This window comes from Lysobacter sp. M2-1 (assembly GCF_022662495.1).
In the GTDB taxonomy this organism is placed as follows: Bacteria; Pseudomonadota; Gammaproteobacteria; order Xanthomonadales; family Xanthomonadaceae; genus JAKPBU01.
The window spans coordinates 365,585-383,711 of the sequence record NZ_JAKPBU010000011.1 but is presented as its reverse complement, the minus strand read 5'-3'; the positions used below and the strand labels follow the sequence as shown (position 1 = coordinate 383,711).

The window sequence follows — 18,127 nt, the reverse complement described above, 5'->3', positions numbered from 1 at the left end:
GGTACTCCAGGCTCGAAAGCTGTTGTGCGGGTCAGTGATATTCGGTCAGGCGCAGGTCGGTCGTGTCCTTGCCATCCTCGCGCTGCAGGATGCGGATCGGCGTCGGTACGCCGGCGGCGACCCAGATCACGGTCTGCTCGCTGGACGGCGCCGAACCGGCTGGCTGGACGCGCTCGACGCGCATCGCGTCGTAGCTCAGTTCGCCGACCTGGACCAGTTCGGTCTGCGGAGCCACCTGGTAGAAGTGGTCGCGCACGCGGCCGTCGTCGACGAAACGGTACTGCAGGGTCTTGCCCGGTTGGGCGTCGCGGATCACGGCAAGGTTGATCAGCAGCCCGCTCATGTCGCCCGGTTGCAGCGGCACGGGCCGCTGCCGCGTCTTCTTGACGTCGCCGGTCCAGCGCGCGCTGTGCGCGTTCCAGTCGTAGGTACCGATGGTCTTGCGGTTGGACAGGAACACCCGTTTGACCAGGGCCTGGCTGAGCGGACGGTACTGGTTGCCCACGTTGTCGAACAGCGTGCTCTGCTGCAGATTGAGTCCGGTCAGGCGCATCAGGCCACCGCCCTTCAGGTTCAGGTCGACGCGCCAGCGCGCGCCGCCCAGCGGTACGGCCTGCATCGTCGCATTCCCCAGCGCGCGACCGTTGTTGTGGACTTCATAGCTGGCCACGAACGGTTCGAGCGGCCGCGGCGGCTCCTGCGCGCCTTCCATCCCGGGCGCGGGCGCTGGCTGGGATTGCGCAATGGCGGTGCCCGCGAGCAGCAGCAACAGGCCGGCGCAGGCGGTGAGGGCGAACGGGCGAAGCATGGGCTTGCGAGGTCCTGGGTGGCGTTGCCACAAATCTCGTGGAATCAATCGGTTAGGCGCCGCAATCTAGCTGCAGTGGCGTAAACAGGGGATGACCGTCGAGCAGCACACCCTCGCCCTGTTCAGCCACGCGACCTGAAAGGCACAGCGCCAGGACATCGATCAGCAGCCGGTGTTCGCGAGGAAGCAGGCGCTCGGCCAGCGTTTCCGGGGAATCGTCGGGCAGGACCGGGATGCGCACCTGCGCGATCACCGCGCCGGCGTCCAGTTCGGGCACCACGAAATGCACGCTCGCGCCATGTTCGGTGTCGCCAGCCTCGAGCGCGCGCCGATGGGTGTGCAGGCCACGGTATTTCGGCAGCAGCGAGGGATGGATGTTGAGCAGCCTGCCGCGGAACCGGCGCACGAAATCGGCGCCGAGGATGCGCATGTAGCCGGCGCATACGATCCAGTCGGGCTGCACCGCATCCACGGCATCGGCCAGGGCGGCATCGAAGGCTTCGCGGAACGGAAACGACCTGGCGTCCGCGCTCCAGCGCAAGCGTTCGGGCACGCGTTCCAGTGCGTGCGCGCCGGGCTTGTCGGAAAACACGCCGGCGATTTCGGCCGCCAGCCGGCCCTCGGCGATCGCATCCAGGATCGCCTGCAGATTGCTGCCGCGGCCCGAGGCCAGGACCGCGATCCGGCGCGAAGTCGAATCCGCCGACCTCATGCCGCGTGCGTCGGCATCAGGATCTGCGGAAAGCCCACCACGATCACGATCACCAGGATCCAGGGCAGCAGCGCGAACAACGTGGCCACGATCACCTGCGACCGGTTGAGGCGGCCGCGGAAATCCAGCAGGAACGACACCCAGTAGGCGCCCAGCGCCACCACCGCAAGCAGGGCGATCCGCATCAGCCGGATCGCCGGTTCGGGTGCGACGAACAACAAAGTCAGGCAGGCCAGGAAGGCGACACTGGCGCCCGCCAGCAGCCAGCGGCTGCGCCGGCTGAGATCGGATAGCTGGATGCCGATCAGCATCAGCCGATGCGCACGCGACCGCCGCTCCCGGCGGGCACCACCTGGCCGATACGCCGGTGCGACAGCTGCAGGGCGGACAACTCCGCTTCCACCGCGCCCGCGGCATCGGGCGCGACCACCAGTACGAATCCGATCCCGCAGTTGAAGGTGCGCCACATTTCCGCGTCGGCGACACCGCCTTCGTGCTGCAGCCACTCGAACACCGGCGGCAATGCCAGTGTGCCGGCATCGATGTCCAGGCCCAGGGCCTCAGGTACGACGCGAATGATGTTCTCGCTCAGGCCGCCGCCGGTGATGTGGGCCATGGCATGGATGGCATCGCCCTGCGCACCGCGCAGGAGTTCAAGCACCGGCTTTACGTACAGCGCGGTGGGCGCCATCAGCGCGTCGACCAGGCAGGTTCCGCCGAGGTCGAGTTCGCCCGGGCGCCCAGCGCGCTCGAAGATGCGGCGGATCAACGAGTAGCCGTTGGAATGCGGCCCGCTGGAAGCGATCCCCAGCAACAGGTCGCCGGCGCGCACGCGGGCGCCGTCGCGCAGCTGGGATTTCTCCACCGCGGCCACGCAGAAGCCGGCCAGGTCGTATTCGCCCGGCGGGTACATGTCGGGCATTTCGGCGGTCTCGCCGCCGATCAGCGCGCAGCCGGACAGCTCGCAGCCGCGGGCGATGCCGCAGACCACGGCGACGGCGGTGTCGACATCGAGCTTGCCGGTGGCGAAGTAATCGAGGAAAAACAGCGGCTCGGCGCCCTGCACCAGCACGTCGTTCACGCACATCGCCACCAGGTCGATGCCGATGGTGTCGTGGCGGCCGAGCTGCTGCGCAAGCTTGAGCTTGGTGCCCACGCCATCGGTGCCCGAGACCAGTACGGGTTCACGGTACTTGCCGGTCAGGTCGAACAGGGCGCCAAACCCGCCCAGGCCGCCCATGACTTCGGGCCGGAAGCTGCGCCTGACCAGCGGCTTGATGCGTTCGACGAGCTCGTTGCCGGCATCGATGTCGACGCCCGCATCCCGGTAGGTCATCCCGCTGGAAGACGCGGGGCCGGCGGGGTCGGGGGTAGCGGGATGGCTCACGGGCAGTCCGGCAGCGCGTCTGGGGCGCGGCGAGCGGCGATTTTAGCAGCGCGCGCGCGTTCGCATGGACGCGGGAGCGCGCCTGCGGCACCATTTCACAATTCGCCAGCGATTAGGGATGTGCGATGCGGCCAGAAGCGCGGAGCGAGGGACTGCGATTCTCGAGGGTGCGGAACGCGGGCCTGCGCGTCGGGCTGGCGCTGGCGTGCCTGCTGGCCGCGGGCGTGGCGACCGCGCAGCGCGTGGAAGGCGACGTGGCACGTGCCGAGGGCGCCTACGAGGTCGAAGTCCCCGTGCGCAACCAGGGCGCCGCGGAGCGCAACACCGCCTTCGCGCGGGCGCTGTCGCAGGTACTTGGCAAGATTTCCGGTGATCGCAGCGCCGCAGCGCGGCCCGGCGTTGGCGAGGAAATGCGCCGCGCCAGCGAATACGTGCGCAGCTACGATTACCGCCAGGACGAGGGCATTTCCGATGTGTCCGGCGCCCCGAGCTACCAGACCACGCTGATCGTGCGCTTCGACCAGGACAAGGTCGACGGCATCATGTCGGCGCTCGGTCTGCCGATCTGGCCGTCGCCCAGACCCAAGCCGGTCCTGTGGCTGGCCATCGACGATGGCAAGGGTCCGCGCCTGGTCGGGCTGCAACAGGGTGCGGCGGCGCGCGCGGCGCTCGATCGCGCCCAGGCCCGCGGCTATCGTCTCGGGTTGCCGTCGGGCAGCGCGGCGGAGATGGCCGCGGCCGGTGCGATCTGGCGCGGCGACACCGCGGCGATCGCGCGCCTGTCCTCGCGCTACCAGCCGCCGATGCAGCTGCTCGGCAAGCTCTATCGCAACAAGGGCGGCTGGAAAGCGGACTGGATCTTCGTCGATCGCGGCCGCGTGCTGTCGCGCTGGTCGACCGAGAACAGCGATGCCCGTCGCGCGATGCAGGGTGGCGCCGACGGCGCCGCCGACGCCCTGGTGCGGCGCTACGCCAGGCAGAGCCCAGGAACCGGGACGCCGGGTACTTACGCGGTGCTGGTCACGGGCATCGATAGCGCCGATGATTACATCCGGCTCTCGGCGCAGCTGCAGAAGGTATCGGTGGTGAAGCGGTTCGTGCCGGTGCGCGCAACTCCCGATGGCCTGGAGCTGATGCTGGAACTGTCCACGGGCATGTCCGGGTTCAAGCGCCTGATCGACGACGACGTGCTGGTATCGGGCGATAGCGATGCGGTGCCTCAGGTGTTCCAGCTGCGCTGATGGCCGAGATGCAGACGCAGCAATCGCTGCACGAGATCGCCCGCTTCTACCGCCGTCTGCAGGGATCCGCGGTCGCGATCGCGGTGCTGTCGCTGGTGTGGCTGTTGGCGCCGATCCTGACTCCGTTCGTGTTCGCGGGCATGCTGGGCTGGCTCGGCGATCCCATGGTGGATCGACTCGAAGCCGCGGGTCGCTCGCGCAACACCGCCGTGATCCTGGTCTTCTCGCTGATGCTGCTGCTGTTGGTGCTGGCGCTGCTGATCCTGGTGCCGCTGATCGAGCGCCAGCTGTTGACCCTGATTGAATCGATGCCGCGCTATCGCGACTGGTTCATCGGCACGGCGCTGCCGTGGCTGGAGCACCGCACTGGACTGCAGTTGCTCGCCTGGTTCGACACCGGGCGCATCATCGACACGGTGCGCGCGCACTGGCAGGAGGCGGGCGGCTTTGCGGCTACCCTGCTGGGTTACCTGTCGCGCTCGGGCTTCGCGGTGCTGGGCTGGATCGCCAACCTGGTGCTGCTACCGGTGCTGACGTTCTTCTTCCTGCGCGACTGGGACGTCTTCGTCGAGCGCATCGCCGCCCTGGTGCCGCGCAATCAGGAGGCGACGGTGACTCGTCTGGCCAGGGAATCGAGCGAAATGCTCAGCGGTTTTCTCCGCGGGCAGTTTCTGGTGATGCTGATCCTGGGCGTGCTCTATGGTCTCGGCCTGTGGCTGGTCGGTCTGGACCTGGGCATCCTGATCGGGATCATCGCCGGCCTGCTGACCTTCGTACCCTATCTGGGGCCGGCGACGGTGGTCGTGCTCGGCGGCATCGCCGCGCTGGTGCAGTTCGGCGACTGGCAGCATCTGGCGGGTGTGCTGGCGGTGTTCGGCATCGGCCAGGTGATCGAGAGCTACTGGCTCACCCCGAAACTGGTCGGCGACCGTATCGGCCTGCATCCGGTCGCGGTGATCTTCGCGGTCCTGGCCGGAGGCCAGCTGTTCGGGTTCCTCGGCATGCTGCTCGCACTTCCGGTTGCGGCCGTGGCCAACGTGCTGCTGCGCTTTGCGGTCGAACACTATCGCGCCAGTCGCGCCTACGTTGGCGATGGGCCGGCGATCGTGCTTGGCGATGAGCACGTCGAGCAGTCGGGGCTGATCCTGCCCGGGAACGCGGGGGGGCACGCCAAACCAGACCAGGGCTCGCCGCCGGCGTGAGCGGCGCACCCGGTTCCGGCCAGCTGCCGCTGGCGCTGCGTTTCCCGCCGGATCAGCGCCTGGACACCTTCGTGGCGACCGATCCGGTCGTGTTGCCGCAGCTGCGCGCACTGGTCGTTTCGTCGCCGGCGCAATGCGTGCTGGTGGCCGGGGGTGCCAACACCGGCAAGACCCACCTGGCGATCGCCGTCTGTGCCGAGGCCGGCGCCCGAGGCATCGCCGCGGCCTATCTGCCGTTGGCAAGCGCTGCAGGGCGGCTGCGCGCGGCGCTGGAAGCGATGGAGGAACGCGACCTCATCGCGCTGGACGGAGTCGAGGCGATCGCCGGGCGTCGCGACGACGAAGTGGCCTTGTTCGACTTCCACAACCGCGCGCGCGATGCCGGCAAGGCGCTGCTGTACACCGCACGGGAATGGCCCGCCGACCTGCCATTGCAGCTACCCGATCTGCGCTCGCGCCTGTCGCAATGCCTGCGCATCGCGCTGGCGCCGCTGGACGACGCCGGACGCCGGGAGATGCTGCAGCTGCGCGCGCGGCGGCGTGGCCTGCAATTCGATCCGGCGGCGATCGACTGGCTGTTGCGGCGCGTGGATCGCGACCTGGGTAGCCTGGCCGCGCTGTTCGAGCGCCTCGACCGTGCATCGCTGGCCGCGCAGCGGCGGGTGACGGTGCCGTTCCTGCGCGACACGCTGGGCGATCTTGGCTGACGAATCAGCGCGGCTCGGTCGCGTTGCTCCCCTGCAGGGCTGCATCCAATTCCCTCAGCCGCTGCGGGGTGCCGACATCGGTCCAGCGGCCGCGGTGGTGTTCGCCGGTGATCGCACTCGCCGCCATGTGGGCCTTGAGGATGGGCGCCAGCTTGAATCGCGGCGGGTTCTGCGCCGCGCCGGGCTCGTCGCCGACGCTGCCGCGCCAATCATCGAGCAGCTGCGGACGGTAGACGCCCAAGCCGGCGTAGGTGAGCCTGTTGGCGCCGTCCGCGCGCACATGACCGCTGTCGTCCAGGGCGAAATCGCCGTGGGTCGCGTGTTGCGGGCGGTCGACCATCACCAGATGGGCGAACCCAGCCGGCTCGCGCGGCAGCCGTGCGAAGTCGTAATCGGTCCAGATGTCGCCGTTCACCAGCACGAATGGGTCTGCGCCCAGCAGCGGCAGTGCATGCAGCATGCCGCCGCCCGTTTCCAGCGGAGTCGGGCCTTCATGGCTGTAGCGGATCCGCAGGTTCCAGCGCGCGCCATCGCCGAGATCTGCCGGGAACTGCCCGGCGAGCCATGAGGTGTTGATCACCACGTCCCGGATACCGCATCCCGCGAGCTTCTCCAGGTGCCACACGATCAGCGGTTTGCCGCCGGCATGCAGCAGTGGCTTGGGAGTGTGTTCGGTGAGCGGGCGCATGCGTTCGCCCAGGCCCGCTGCGAAGATCAGGGCCTTCATCGCACCGGTCGCCGCGGCTTCGTCGATGTGGATCGCGCTGCGAGCGCGGGTTTCAGCTTGCGCTCGAGCAGTTCGTGCAATGGCGACAGTTCGGCGTGACGCGGCAGGACTTCTTCCAGGTAGCCGACGAATCTGGGGGCATCGGCGAGGTAGCGCGGTTTTCCATCGCGATGGTGCAGACGGGCGAAGATGCCGAGGATCTTGAGGTGTCGCTGCACGCCGAGCCAGTCGGCATCGCGCAGGAACCTCGGCCATTCGGGAACCGGCAGGCCCGCGTCTCGGGCGCGCGCGTGGTAGCGCGCAAGCCAGCCATCCACGCGTGCCAGCGGCCAGCTCAGGAAAGCGTCCTTGAACAGGCTGATCGGGTCGTAGGCAATGGGACCGAGCACCAGGTCCTGGAAGTCCAGGACCGCCGGACCATCAGCGACCGGCATCAGATTGCGCGGCATGAAGTCGCGGTGGGTCAGCACCTGGGGTTGCGATAGCGCGTTGTCCATCAGCCGCCGCTGCACCAGTTGCCACTGTTCCGCCTCGCCGCAGTCCAACGCCAGGCCAAGGTGCGTGCCCAGGAACCATTCCTCGAACAGGCCGGCATCGCGCTGCAGCAGCGCCTCGCCGAAATGCGCCGTGCCAGGCGGCGCCGGGATCGACTGCAGCCGGATCAGCTGCGCAATGGCGGCATCGAAATAAGCGTCGGCATTGTCCAAGTCGAGGATCTGGGCAAGGGTCGGCCCGCCCAGATCCTCCAGCAGCAGGAAACCGTGATCCACGTCCTGTGCAAGCACCTCGGGAACGCGCACGTTGCCGGCCACGAGCAATTCGCGCATGCGCAGCCATGGCCCGACATCTTCCAGGGCGGGCGGCGAATCCATCACGATCCATGTTCCGTCCGCGCCCTGCGTGCGCCAGTAGCTGCGGAAACCGGCGTCGATGGAGGCGCGGACGAGTAGCACGCGCGCATCGCCGAGCGCGGCCCTCGTCCACTTCAGCCGCTCCGCACTGCGCGAATCCGGGTCGGGTGCCACAGTTCTGTCCGAAAGCGTAAAGAAATGACAGGGTAAACTGCAGCACCCGGTTTAACGAGGTGTCCATGGCGCTGCTCCAGCCTGTACTGCTTTCGGGAGGTGCCGGCACCCGGCTCTGGCCACTCTCGCGCGAGGGATATCCCAAGCAGTTCCTGCCGCTGGTCGGCGAAGACACCATGCTCCAGGCGACCTGGCGGCGTATCGCGCCGATCGCCGACCTGCCGCCGATCGTCGTCGCCAACGACGATCACCGATTCCTCGCCGCCGAACAGTTGCGCCTGGTGGGGGTCGAGCATCCGGCGATACTGCTGGAGCCGGTAGGCCGCAATACCGCACCGGCCATCGCTGCCGCTGCCCTGCAGGCGATGCGCGACGGCGCAGACCCTGTGTTGCTGGTGTTGCCGTCGGATCACGTGGTCGCCAACGAAGACGCATTTCGCGACGCGGTCAGGATTGCGATGCCGGCAGCGGATCGCGGCGCCCTGGTGACCTTCGGCATCGTGCCCAGCGCGCCGGAAACGGGCTTCGGCTACATCCAGGCCGATCACGCCCATGGCGAGGCTACGGAGCCGCGGCGCGTGCTGCGCTTCGTCGAGAAGCCCGATGCGGCCACGGCGCAGGGGTACATCGACATCGGCGGTTACTACTGGAACAGCGGCATGTTCCTGTTCCGCGCCTCACGCTATCTGGAAGAACTGGGGCGATTTCATCCGCAGATGCTCGCCGCGGTGCGCACCGCGCTGCTGGAGGGCAAACGCGACGGAGATTTCATTCGTCTCGACAAGGACGCGTTTGGCGCCTGCCCCTCGGATTCCATCGACTACGCAGTCATGGAAAAGACCGATGCGGCGATGGTCCTGCCGGTTGACATCGGCTGGAACGACGTCGGTTCCTGGTCGGCGTTGTGGGACGTGAGCGAACAGGACGGCGGCGGCAACGCGCACCACGGTGACGTGATTTCGGTGGATAGCCGCAACAACTATGCCTACGCGCGGCGCCTGGTGGCGCTGGTCGGCGTGGACGACCTGGTGGTGGTTGAAACCGACGACGCGGTCCTGGTGGCGCGCAAGGACAAGGTGCAGCAGGTCAAGGACGTGGTCGCGCAGCTCAAGGCCGGTCAGCGCAGCCAGGCGGCCCTGCACCGCGAGGTGCACCGGCCCTGGGGCAGCTACGACTCGGTCGACATGGGCGAACGCTTCCAGGTCAAGCGGATCAAGGTCAAGCCCGGCGCGCGGCTCTCGCTGCAGTCGCACACCAAACGCGCCGAGCACTGGATCGTGGTCAGCGGCACAGCCCGGGTCACGCGCGACAACGACGTGTTCGAGCTGTATGCCAACCAGTCGACCTATATCCCGATCGGGGCCAAGCACCGCCTGGAGAACCCGGGGACGGAAACGCTCGAGTTGATCGAGGTCCAGTCGGGCGACTATCTGGGCGAAGACGATATCGTCCGCTACGAGGACGTTTACGGACGGTCCTAGCGGGCGCCGCAGCGCGATCAGGCGGCAGCGGGCAGCTCCGCCACCGGGGCCAGGGGTGGCGTGCCGAACCAGTGCAGCGTCTGTGCGAAGGCTGCGACTTCGCCCACGATCAGCAGCGCTGGCGACTGCACACCGTGAGCCCGGGCGGCGGTCGCCAGCTGTGCGAGCGTGCCGGTGATCACGCGCTGCTCCGGGCGCGAGCCGTTCTCGACCAGGGCGAACGGCGTGGTGGCCTCGCGGCCGTGCGCGATCAGCCGTGCCTGCAGGGTTTCGAGCATCGCCACGCCCATGTACACGGCCAGCGTCTGCCTCTCCTGTGCCAGCGTGGCCCAATCGACGGTATCCGCAGAATCCTTGCAGTGGACGGTCACCAGCCGCACGGATTGCGCATGCTCGCGATGCGTAAGCGGAATGCCGGCATAGGCGGCGCAGGCGATCGCAGCGGTAATGCCGGGCACGACTTCATAGTCGATGCGGTGCGCGCGCAGCACTTCGAGCTCCTCGCCACCGCGTCCGAACACGAACGGATCGCCACCCTTGAGCCGTACCACCCGCCGGCCCGCCTGCGCGTGTCGGATCAGCAGGTCGTGGATCTGGGCTTGGCTGGTGTGATGATTTCCCGCCTGCTTGCCGACCTCGATGCGTTCGGCGTCCCGACGCGCCAACTGCAGCACCTGTTCGCTTACCAAGCGGTCGTGCAGGATCACGTCGGCTTCGTTCAGCACGCGCAACGCGCGCAGCGTCAGCAGGCCTGGATCGCCGGGCCCGGCGCCGACCAGGGCCACCGAGCCGCGCGCCGGAGCGGTGTCACTGGCATCGTTCATGACCTGGTCGAACGCGCGTTCGGCGGCAAACCGGTTGTCTTTGCGCAACAGGCCCTGAAGCGGGCCCGACAGCAGCCGGGCAAACACGCGTCGACGCTGGCCAAGGTCGGGCCAGCGTGCGCGGATCCGCTGGCGTCGCTCGCCCAGGAACTGCGCCAGCGCGCCCAACGAGGCGTCGAATTCGACCTCCAGGCGCTCGCGCACCAGACGCGCCAGCATCGGCACGCCGCCGCCGCTGGAGATGGCGATCTGCAGCGGCCCGCGCTCCACCCGCGCGGGTACGTGGAACCGCGAATGCTCGGCATCGTCGACCGCATTGGCCCAGATCCGGCGTGCGTCGGCGGCTTCGACCACGGCGCGGTTGGTGGCGACATCGTCGGTGGCGGCGATGACCAGCCAGGCGCCGTCGAGCAGGCCGGCATCGATCGAACCGCGTGTGAATCGGCCGACGCGCCGTGCGATGCGGCGGTCCCTTACCCACCGCCGCAGCGTGGCATCGCGCAGTTCGGTCGCGACCAGGGCGACATGGGCGCCGGCTTCCAGCAGGGCCTCGACCTTGCGCCGCGCGACCGCGCCGCCTCCCACCACCACCACGCGGCGGCCGCGCAGGTCGGCGAACAAGGGATAGAGCGGGGCAGTAGGGGCAGCCATGGTGTCGACGCTAGGTCCTCCCGCGCATGCCGGGAAATGGCGGCGAAGCCTGTCCTTATGCCGATCGGGCATGTCCAGGTCCGCGCGGCCGATGGACACCGGCGAGTGGCCACCGTTATATTTATCCCTTCATACGCATATAGCGATATGTTGGAACGGCGTTATCGGTGCCGCCCTCCGGACGGTGCATTCCCGCCATGGCGGTGCCGCGCGTCTGAGCCGATGCGACACTGCGGCGGGTGGCGGACTCCGATTGCCCTCCGAATCTCGTGAAGTGGCGTTCGCCCGGCATCTCTCCACATGACCCTGACCCAGCTGCGCTACCTCGTCGCGATCGCGGATTCCAGCCTCAACATCACGCTGGCAGCCGAACGCGTGCATGCGACCCAGCCGGGGCTGTCCAAGCAGCTCAAGCAGCTCGAGGACGAACTCGGTTTCCAGCTGTTCGTGCGCAAGGGCCGCAGCCTCGAGGCCATCGCGCCCGCCGGCGCCAAGGTGATCGAACATGCGCGCCGGATCCTGGCGGAGGCCGCCAACATCCGCAGCTACGCCGCCAACGAGCGCGGCGAGCATGTCGGCCGCCTGCTGCTGGCCACTACCCATACCCAGGCGCGCTATGTCCTGCCGCCGGTGATTGCGGCGATCAAGCGCGAATTCCCGCAGGTGAGCGTGGACCTGCAAGCCGCGGGCGATGCCGAGGTGCTGCAGAAACTCGCCCACGACGATGCCGACCTTGCCCTGATCAGCAGCGCTGGCGCGGTGCCGACCGGTGGTCTGGCGGTGCCGCTGTACCGTTGGCGGCGGGTCCTGCTGGTACCCAGCGCGCATCCGCTCGCTTCGCTGGGGCGCGCGCCGACGCTCGCCGAACTGGCGCGGCATCCGCTGATCAGCTACGAATCCTCGACCAATGCCGATTCATCCCTGCAGCGCACGTTCGCGTCCGCGGGCGTGGCGCCGCAGGTGGCGATGACCGCGCGCGACGCGAATCTGATCAAGACCTACGTGCGTGCAGGTCTCGGCGCGGGGCTGCTGGCCGAGATGGCCATCGGCAGTCGCGAGGACGCCGACCTGCGCCTGCTCCCCGCGCCCGAGGCGCTGCCCGAATGCATCACATGGGCGGTGATCCCGCGCGGCCGCGTGCTGCGCGAATACGCGCTCGCTCTACTGCACGCGCTCGCCCCGCAGATCGACCGGCGCGACCTGCGCCGGGTGCTGGAAGGCAATCTGGAAGCAGACTGGCCCACGCCGCCGACCTGGACCGAACTGTCGCAGCCGATTACGGTGTAGGTCGGGGCTAGGTCCCCGACATACCACGGCATTCGCCCGTCGGCCGCGCAGGGCCGACCTACGGCAGGGCGCGAATGCGGATGTTGCGGTAATGCACCTCGCTGTCCGGGTCGTGCGCCTGCAGCGCGATGGTGCCGCTGCCGAGCACGCGGCCGGCCATCTCGGCCGGTCGTTGCGGATCGGCCGGTTCGGTGTAGTCCGCGATCGGCTTGCCGTCGACGAACGTGGTGACGTGCTTGCCTTCCACGCGCACCGTCATTTCGAACCATTGCCGGTCGGCGGCCGGGGCCTCGAAGTTGTCTTCCACCGCGTACAGCCCGCCGGTACGCTTGGGGTCGGACTGGGTGTTGTTGACCTGCACCTCGTAGCCCTTGGCCGGCCAGCCTTCGTCCTGCCAGGCGGTGTGGAAGTACACCCCTGAGTTGGCGCCGGGGAAGGTCATCACCTCCAGTCGCAGCTCGAAGTCGCGGAAATCGTGCTGCTGCACCGGCCCGACATAAAACAGGTGCGAGCGCGGACCGCGCACGACGATGCTGTCATCGCGCACCTGGAAACTCCCCGGCTGTTCGCTTGCCCGCCAGCCATCGAGCGTCTTGCCGTCGAACAGTAGCTGCCAGCCCGCGTCGCGCTCGGCCTGCGTCAGCGTGTTGGCGGCCGGCGCGGCCGGGGTCGCGGTGGCGCAGGCGCCGAGCGCCAGACACAGCAAGGCCAGGGCGAGGTGTGCGCCGCGCGCGATGCGGCCAATGCGCGCGTCGCGACTTTGGCGCGCGTCACGCATCCATCCGGACAAGCCAGCCGTATTCTTCATGACGCCTCCCACTGTTGCGAAACTGGATCCCTTCATCAGCCCAAGCCAACACGCTCGAGGACCTCCGGCGGCGGCCCGTCGAAGCGCGGCAGCGGCGTGTTGCCGACGTAGCGCAGATAGGTGCGGCCCTGGGGCGAAGTGCAGAAGCCGCCGGCGGTCAGATCGCGGTAGCGCGCGAAGAACTCGGCCGCCTGCCTGTGCTCGGCCTTGGCTTTGGGCAGATAGCGGATGTCGTCGCAGATCGCGGTCTGCTGCGCTGGCTTCAGCGCGGCGAAGCCAGCGCCGAAGCGCCGCTTCGCTTCGGCATCGATCCAGGCCAGGCCGGGCAGCACCAGAGCACGGTCGCGCCGTTGCACCGGATACGGTGCGCTGATCCACTCGTCGATGAAGTCGACCACGCCCACCTCCACCGCGCCGGGGCCGTCTTCGTCGGCGGGAAGTATCAGCGCACTGAGCGTGGTGGCAGTGGCGCGCTGCGCCTGGTCGAACGTCAGCGGCCAGGTGTCGCCGGGCTTGTAGTCCTTCAGCAGGTCCGCGTCCTTGCCGTAGCCGTCGGCGGTGACGTCCGGGGGCGCGGCCCACGGATCGGCGGACGATGCCGCGCCGCCGGGTGATGCCGGCTCCGAATCGCAGCCGGCCAGCGACAGCACCGGCAGGGTGGCGGCGGCGGACAGCATCCACTTGAGCGTGGTGCGGCGGTCGACGGGTGGGCTCATCACAACTCCCTTGCGCGCATGCGCTCGAGGATCCGGTCGGCGGCGCGCCAGGCCACGGCCATGATGGTCAGGGTCGGGTTCTTGTCCGCGTTGGACGGGAATACCGCGCCATCGGTGAGGTAGAGGTTGTCCACGTCCCAGGTCCGGCACCACTGGTCGGTGACGGATGTCTTGGGATCGTCGCCCATGATCGCGCCGCCGACCTCGTGGATGATGTAGCCGCCGGGCTCGATCGCCTTGGCCCCGTCGGCCTGCACCTCGCCGCGTACCTTGCCGCCCATCGCTTCGATGATCTGGGCGAAGGTCTTCTGCATGTGCGCGGCCTGGCGGGTCTCGTGCTCGGAGAACTGCCAGTGGAAGCGCAGCACCGGGATGCCCCACTTGTCGCGGACCGCGGGATCGATCTCGCAGTACGAGTGCTCGTTGGGAATCATCTCGCCGCGACCGGCAAAGCCCACGAACGAGCCGTAGTAACGGCGCATGTCCTGCTTGAAGCTGCGGCCGTAGCTGCCGCCGGTGAGCCATTCCAACCCGGCAGCGGTGCCAACGCCGGGCATGGTGCGGCCGCCGCCGAATTCGATGTGGTAGCCGCGCGCGAAGTCGAGCTTGCCCGCCGCCTGCTCCTGGTACAGCCACCACGGCACGTACATGTGCCCGCCGTCGGCGCCGTCCTCGTTGTGCGGCGGCAGGTCCTCCAGGATCGGGATCTGCCCCGACAGGCCGGCGCCCACCGTGTCCATCAGGTAGCGCCCGACCTTGCCGCTGGAATTGGCCAGCCCGTCCGGGAACGAGGGCGACTTGGAATTGAGCAGGATCCGCACCGTCTCGCAGGCGCTGGCGGCCAGCACCACCGCGCGCGCGCGGACGCGGTGCTGCTCGCCGCTGGTCTTGTCGATGAAACGCACGCCGCGGGCCTTGCCGTCGGTGCCCAGTTCCACTTCGTGCACCATCGCGTCGCAGACGATGTCCAGCCGGCCGGTGTCCAGCGCAGGCGGCAGGTGCACGGTGGTCGACTGGTAGTTGGCGCCGATCGAGCAGCCGCGGCCGCAGGGCGTGGCCCAGAAGCAGGCGGCGCGGCGCTGCATCGCCTTGCGCAGGATCGCCTGCGCGTGCGCGTTGCCCGGATGCAGCTTCGCGGGAATGTTCTCCGCATCCAGCCGCTGGGTCAGCACGGCGCGATGCGCGGCCACTACCGGAATCCCCAGCTTGGCGGCGCGCTGCTGGACCAGGCGATCGCTGACCCGCGGCGCCGGCGGCGGCATCAGCACTCCCGGCGGCGAATCGGGCGTGTTTTCCAGGCCATCGCGGCTGCCGTAGACGCCGATCAGCATTTCGACTTTGTCGTAATAGGGCGCCAGGTCCTCGTACCCGAGGGGCCAGTCGAAGCCCAGCCCGTCCCGACGCCGGGGCTTGAAGTCGTACGGGCCGTTGCGGAACGACAGCCGCCCCCAGTGGTTCGTGCGTCCGCCAAGCATGCGCGCGCGGTACCACTTGAAATCGCGCCCGCGTTCATTGCTGGCCAGCGTGTACGGTTCGCCGGGCACGTCCCAGCCGCCGTCGACCGTGGCGTCGTGAAAGCCGAAGGGTTTGTCGGGCGTGCTGCTGCCGCCCAGCGGCGCCATGTCCGGAGTCTGGAACATCGGCGTTTCCTGCTCCGGCGTATAGCGGCGGCCGGCCTCCAGCATCAGCACGCGCGCGCCTTCCATGCACAGCGTATAGGCCGTCTGGCCGCCGGCGGCGCCGGAGCCCACCACAATCACGTCATAGTCGGACTTCAGCGCTGCGGCATCGAGAAAGGGCATGGCCGGCGTGGCAAAGGGCGGGGAGCAGAGTGTCTCAGGTTGCGCCACCGCGTGACAAACGCAGGCGCGCGCCCGACGCGGGCGCAGAATCGCCGAATGCGAACACGTTCCTGCCAGAAACAGGACGCCACTCACATCCCACGCAGTGCTCGTGGGAGCGGCCTTGGCCGCGAATGCTCTTGATTTTCCTGATGCCGTATGGAGGGTCGGAAGCAATCGCGAGCGAGCTCGCTCCCACAGGCACCGACTATGCCGCGATGCCGGGCTCGTCGTCGAAATGCAGCCCGCATTCGCGTTTCAGGCCGAAGAAGCGGGTGTCCTCGAGCTCCATGCCCGCCTGCAACGGCCGGGTCGTGTGCACGTCGCCGATCGACACGTAGCCCTGGTCCCACAGCGGGTGGTAGGGCAGGCCGTGTCGTTGCAGATAGTTCCAGACGTCACGATCGGTCCAGTCGGCGATCGGATGCAGTTTCCAGCGGCCGTCGCGCAGTTCCAGGAAGTCGATGCCGGTGCGCGTGCGGGCCTGATCGCGGCGCAGGCCGGCGATCCAGGTGCGTACGCCCAGTTCGTCGAGCGCGCGCTGCATGGGTTCCACCTTGCGCAGCCTGTTGTAGCGATCGATGCCTTCGACGCCCTTTTCCCAGAGTCGGCCCATCCGCGCCTCCATCCAGGCGGCGCCGATCTGCGGGCGGTAGACCTTGAGGTTGAGCCGCAACCGCTCGGTCATGGCATCGACGAAGCGGTAGGTTTCCGGGAACAGATAACCGGTATCGATCAGGATCACCGGGATGTCCGGCCTCTGCCGCGACACCAGGTGCAGCGATGCCGCCGCCTGTGCGCCGAAGCTGGACGAAAGCGCGTGCGATCCGGCGGTGTTCTCCAGCGCCCAGGCGACGCGTTCCTCGGCGCTGCGCATGGCGAGCCAGCGGTTCAGCTCTCGCAGGCTCTGGGCGGATTCGGCGGCGGTGATGGGGTCGGGCGGGCTCATTTCAGGACCTGATGCTCAGGCGGCAACGAGTTCGACGGGAATCGCGGGGCGCGCGTCCTTCCCGGGAATCGCGACTACGCAGGTGCGGACGAGGAAATCGCCGAAGCCTTCGCCGGCATCGCGGTCGCGTGCATAGGCTTCGAACAGCGGATCGAGCGCGGCGAGGATCTGGGTTTCGTCGATGTTCTCGCGGTACAGGGCGTTGAGCCTCTGGCCGCGGTGATCGGCGCCGAGCATTAGGTTGTAGCGGCCCGGCGCCTTGCCGACCAGGGCGATCTCGCCCAGGTACGGGCGCGAGCAGCCATTCGGGCAGCCGCTCAGGCGCAGGTGGATCGGAGCGTCGCCGATGCCGCGCGCATCGAGCAGCGCTTCGACCTTGCCCACGAAATCGGGCAGGTAACGCTCGGCCTCGGCCATGGCCAGGCCGCAGGTCGGCAGCGCCACGCAGGCCAGTGCATCGCGGCGCAGCGGCGTGGCATCGCGATAGCCAGCCAGGCCATACGTATCCACCAGCGCGTTGACCGATGCGCGCAGCGACGGTGGTATCCCGGCAACGACCAGGTTCTGGTTCGGCGTCATCCGAAATTCGGCGCCGGGATCGAGCAGCAGCAGCTCGGCAATGCGGCGCAGGCCGCTCAGATGCAGGACCTCGTCGCCGCGTCCATCGAGCTTACCGTCGATGATGCGCCCGGCCGGGATCCTCAGGGTGAGATGGAGGCGCCCGTCATGGCCTTCGACCCAGCCGAAGCGGTCGCCGTTGTGATCGAAGCCGAACGGCCGTGCCGGGGGGAGAGAGAACCCGGCACGCCGTTCGACTTCATGCTTGAACCAGTCGAGACCGCGATCGTCGATGGTGTACTTCAACCGCGCGCGTTTGCGCACATCACGGTTGCCGAAGTCGCGTTGGGCGGTGACCACTGCTTCAGCCACCGCAATCACCTGTTCCGGAATCACGAAACCGATGACGTTGCCCAGTCGCGGATAGGTCTCCGGGTCGCCATGGGTGGCGCCCATGCCGCCACCGACGCTGACGTTGTAGCCTTGCAGCACGCCGCGATCGTCGAGGATGGCGATGAAACCCAGGTCCTGCGCGAACACGTCCACGTCGTTGGTGGGCGGGATGGCGAAGCCGATCTTGAACTTGCGCGGCAGGTAGCGATCGCCGTAGATCGGCTCGCTCTCCTCGCCGCTGCCGGCGACCCGTTCCTCGTCCAGCCAGATTTCGTAGTAGGCACGGGTATTGGGCAGCAGATGCCGCGACAGTGCCGCGGCCTGGGCCTGCACGTGCGCATGCGCGGCCGAGACGTGCGGGTTGGCCGCGACCGCGATATTGCGGTTGACGTCGCCGCAGGCGGCCAGCGTGTCGATCAGCGCGGCGTTGATCGCCTGCATGGTCGCCTTGAGTTCGGTCTTGATCACGCCGTGGAACTGGAACGCCTGGCGCGTAGTGATGCGCAGGCCGCGCTCGGCGTAGCCGGTGGCGATGGCGTCGAGCTTGAGCCACTGCTCCGGAGAGACCACGCCCCCGGGCGTGCGCGTGCGGATCATGAAGGCGTAGGCCGGTTCCAGCTTCGCCTGGCGCCGTGCGTCGCGCACGTCGCGGTCGTCCTGCTGGTAGCTGCCGTGGTACTTGATCAGGGTCTGGTCTTCCTCGCGCAGGCTGCCGGTGACCGGATCGGCCAGCGAGTCCAGCAACGAACCGCGCAGGCGCGCGCTCTGCGCCTTGATGTCTTCGACCGAATGCGCGCTCATGGGCATGAC

At 68.3% G+C, this 18,127-nt stretch carries 17 protein-coding genes; 5 read left to right on the top strand and 12 right to left on the bottom strand.

Annotated features, from left to right (window positions below; translation table 11 throughout):
* Positions 1-31: 31 nt before the first annotated feature.
* From MC375_RS17015 to purM, 4 genes are read right to left on the bottom strand one after another with little or no spacing between them, the layout of a single operon-like run.
* A complete protein-coding gene (locus tag MC375_RS17015) occupies positions 32-808 on the bottom strand; it encodes a DUF3108 domain-containing protein (RefSeq protein ID WP_242104596.1) in 777 nt (258 codons plus the stop codon).
* A 52-nt stretch (positions 809-860) separates the two neighbouring features.
* The gene (gene purN, locus MC375_RS17010) at positions 861-1,520 is read right to left on the bottom strand and encodes a phosphoribosylglycinamide formyltransferase (RefSeq protein ID WP_242104595.1); all 660 of its coding nucleotides are present in this window, start codon (positions 1,518-1,520) and stop codon (positions 861-863) included.
* On the bottom strand, positions 1,517-1,831 hold the full coding sequence (locus tag MC375_RS17005; protein ID WP_242104594.1) for a hypothetical protein: 315 nt from the start codon (positions 1,829-1,831) through the stop codon (positions 1,517-1,519). Before MC375_RS17005 ends, purN begins: the two co-directional genes overlap by 4 nt.
* Positions 1,831-2,856: a phosphoribosylformylglycinamidine cyclo-ligase gene (gene purM / locus MC375_RS17000; protein ID WP_242104654.1), complete on the bottom strand. Its 1,026-nt coding sequence runs from the start codon at positions 2,854-2,856 to the stop codon at positions 1,831-1,833. The genes MC375_RS17005 and purM overlap by 1 nt, the downstream gene beginning before the upstream one ends.
* Positions 2,857-3,089: 233 nt before the next feature.
* Here purM and MC375_RS16995 point away from each other — a divergent pair, with 233 nt between their 5' ends.
* From MC375_RS16995 to hda, 3 genes are read left to right on the top strand one after another with little or no spacing between them, the layout of a single operon-like run.
* The gene (locus tag MC375_RS16995) at positions 3,090-4,148 is read left to right on the top strand and encodes a DUF2066 domain-containing protein (protein ID WP_242104653.1); all 1,059 of its coding nucleotides are present in this window, start codon (positions 3,090-3,092) and stop codon (positions 4,146-4,148) included.
* Positions 4,149-4,156: 8 nt separating this feature from the next.
* Positions 4,157-5,350, top strand: a complete 1,194-nt coding sequence (locus MC375_RS16990) for an AI-2E family transporter (RefSeq protein WP_242104652.1) — start codon at positions 4,157-4,159, stop codon at positions 5,348-5,350.
* A complete protein-coding gene (hda, locus tag MC375_RS16985; protein WP_242104593.1) occupies positions 5,347-6,057 on the top strand; it encodes a DnaA regulatory inactivator Hda in 711 nt (236 codons plus the stop codon). Before MC375_RS16990 ends, hda begins: the two co-directional genes overlap by 4 nt.
* A 4-nt stretch (positions 6,058-6,061) precedes the next feature.
* Here hda and murU read toward each other — a convergent pair whose 3' ends face one another.
* Both murU and MC375_RS16975 read right to left on the bottom strand, forming a co-directional pair.
* Positions 6,062-6,784, bottom strand: a complete 723-nt coding sequence (gene murU, locus MC375_RS16980) for an N-acetylmuramate alpha-1-phosphate uridylyltransferase MurU (protein WP_242104592.1) — start codon at positions 6,782-6,784, stop codon at positions 6,062-6,064.
* The gene (locus MC375_RS16975) at positions 6,781-7,809 is read right to left on the bottom strand and encodes a phosphotransferase (RefSeq protein WP_242104591.1); all 1,029 of its coding nucleotides are present in this window, start codon (positions 7,807-7,809) and stop codon (positions 6,781-6,783) included. The genes murU and MC375_RS16975 overlap by 4 nt, the downstream gene beginning before the upstream one ends.
* A gap of 65 nt (positions 7,810-7,874) precedes the next feature.
* Here MC375_RS16975 and MC375_RS16970 point away from each other — a divergent pair, with 65 nt between their 5' ends.
* Complete coding sequence (locus MC375_RS16970) at positions 7,875-9,290, top strand: mannose-1-phosphate guanylyltransferase/mannose-6-phosphate isomerase (RefSeq protein WP_242104590.1); 1,416 nt, start codon at positions 7,875-7,877, stop codon at positions 9,288-9,290.
* 17 nt (positions 9,291-9,307) lie between these two features.
* Here the strand turns inward: MC375_RS16970 and cysG are convergent, their stop codons facing one another.
* The gene (cysG, locus tag MC375_RS16965; RefSeq protein ID WP_242104589.1) at positions 9,308-10,765 is read right to left on the bottom strand and encodes a siroheme synthase CysG; all 1,458 of its coding nucleotides are present in this window, start codon (positions 10,763-10,765) and stop codon (positions 9,308-9,310) included.
* 300 nt (positions 10,766-11,065) lie between these two features.
* Here cysG and MC375_RS16960 point away from each other — a divergent pair, with 300 nt between their 5' ends.
* Positions 11,066-12,052, top strand: coding sequence for a LysR family transcriptional regulator (locus MC375_RS16960; RefSeq protein WP_242104588.1), 987 nt, complete (start codon positions 11,066-11,068; stop codon positions 12,050-12,052).
* 58 nt (positions 12,053-12,110) lie between these two features.
* On the opposite strand, the gene MC375_RS16955 is transcribed toward MC375_RS16960, so the two are convergent.
* The 5 genes from MC375_RS16955 to cysI form a co-directional block, all read right to left on the bottom strand.
* Entirely contained in the window at positions 12,111-12,860 is a 750-nt protein-coding gene (locus MC375_RS16955) for a DUF1080 domain-containing protein (RefSeq protein WP_242104587.1), read from the bottom strand.
* A 35-nt stretch (positions 12,861-12,895) separates the two neighbouring features.
* Positions 12,896-13,576 (bottom strand): gluconate 2-dehydrogenase subunit 3 family protein, encoded by a 681-nt coding sequence (locus MC375_RS16950; RefSeq protein ID WP_242104586.1) that lies wholly within the window; start codon positions 13,574-13,576, stop codon positions 12,896-12,898.
* A complete protein-coding gene (locus MC375_RS16945) occupies positions 13,576-15,378 on the bottom strand; it encodes a GMC family oxidoreductase (protein ID WP_242104585.1) in 1,803 nt (600 codons plus the stop codon). Before MC375_RS16945 ends, MC375_RS16950 begins: the two co-directional genes overlap by 1 nt.
* Positions 15,379-15,625: 247 nt before the next feature.
* A complete protein-coding gene (locus MC375_RS16940; protein WP_242104584.1) occupies positions 15,626-16,366 on the bottom strand; it encodes a phosphoadenylyl-sulfate reductase in 741 nt (246 codons plus the stop codon).
* Positions 16,367-16,381: 15 nt separating this feature from the next.
* Entirely contained in the window at positions 16,382-18,124 is a 1,743-nt protein-coding gene (cysI, locus tag MC375_RS16935; protein WP_345779296.1) for an assimilatory sulfite reductase (NADPH) hemoprotein subunit, read from the bottom strand.
* Positions 18,125-18,127: the final 3 nt, after the last annotated feature.

What these genes read in the sequence shown, in the direction of transcription:
- MC375_RS17015 (WP_242104596.1), bottom strand. Translation starts at nt 808, where the DNA reads ATGCTTCGCCCGTTCGCCCTCACCGCCTGCGCCGGCCTGTTGCTGCTG.
- purN (WP_242104595.1), bottom strand. Translation starts at nt 1,520, where the DNA reads ATGAGGTCGGCGGATTCGACTTCGCGCCGGATCGCGGTCCTGGCCTCG.
- MC375_RS17005 (WP_242104594.1), bottom strand. Translation starts at nt 1,831, where the DNA reads ATGCTGATCGGCATCCAGCTATCCGATCTCAGCCGGCGCAGCCGCTGG.
- purM (WP_242104654.1), bottom strand. Translation starts at nt 2,856, where the DNA reads ATGACCTACCGGGATGCGGGCGTCGACATCGATGCCGGCAACGAGCTC.
- MC375_RS16990 (WP_242104652.1), top strand. Translation starts at nt 4,157, where the DNA reads ATGCAGACGCAGCAATCGCTGCACGAGATCGCCCGCTTCTACCGCCGT.
- murU (WP_242104592.1), bottom strand. Translation starts at nt 6,784, where the DNA reads ATGAAGGCCCTGATCTTCGCAGCGGGCCTGGGCGAACGCATGCGCCCG.
- MC375_RS16970 (WP_242104590.1), top strand. Translation starts at nt 7,875, where the DNA reads ATGGCGCTGCTCCAGCCTGTACTGCTTTCGGGAGGTGCCGGCACCCGG.
- cysG (WP_242104589.1), bottom strand. Translation starts at nt 10,765, where the DNA reads ATGGCTGCCCCTACTGCCCCGCTCTATCCCTTGTTCGCCGACCTGCGC.
- MC375_RS16960 (WP_242104588.1), top strand. Translation starts at nt 11,066, where the DNA reads ATGACCCTGACCCAGCTGCGCTACCTCGTCGCGATCGCGGATTCCAGC.
- MC375_RS16955 (WP_242104587.1), bottom strand. Translation starts at nt 12,860, where the DNA reads ATGAAGAATACGGCTGGCTTGTCCGGATGGATGCGTGACGCGCGCCAA.
- MC375_RS16950 (WP_242104586.1), bottom strand. Translation starts at nt 13,576, where the DNA reads ATGAGCCCACCCGTCGACCGCCGCACCACGCTCAAGTGGATGCTGTCC.
- MC375_RS16945 (WP_242104585.1), bottom strand. Translation starts at nt 15,378, where the DNA reads ATGCCCTTTCTCGATGCCGCAGCGCTGAAGTCCGACTATGACGTGATT.
- MC375_RS16940 (WP_242104584.1), bottom strand. Translation starts at nt 16,366, where the DNA reads ATGAGCCCGCCCGACCCCATCACCGCCGCCGAATCCGCCCAGAGCCTG.
- cysI (WP_345779296.1), bottom strand. Translation starts at nt 18,124, where the DNA reads ATGCCCATGAGCGCGCATTCGGTCGAAGACATCAAGGCGCAGAGCGCG.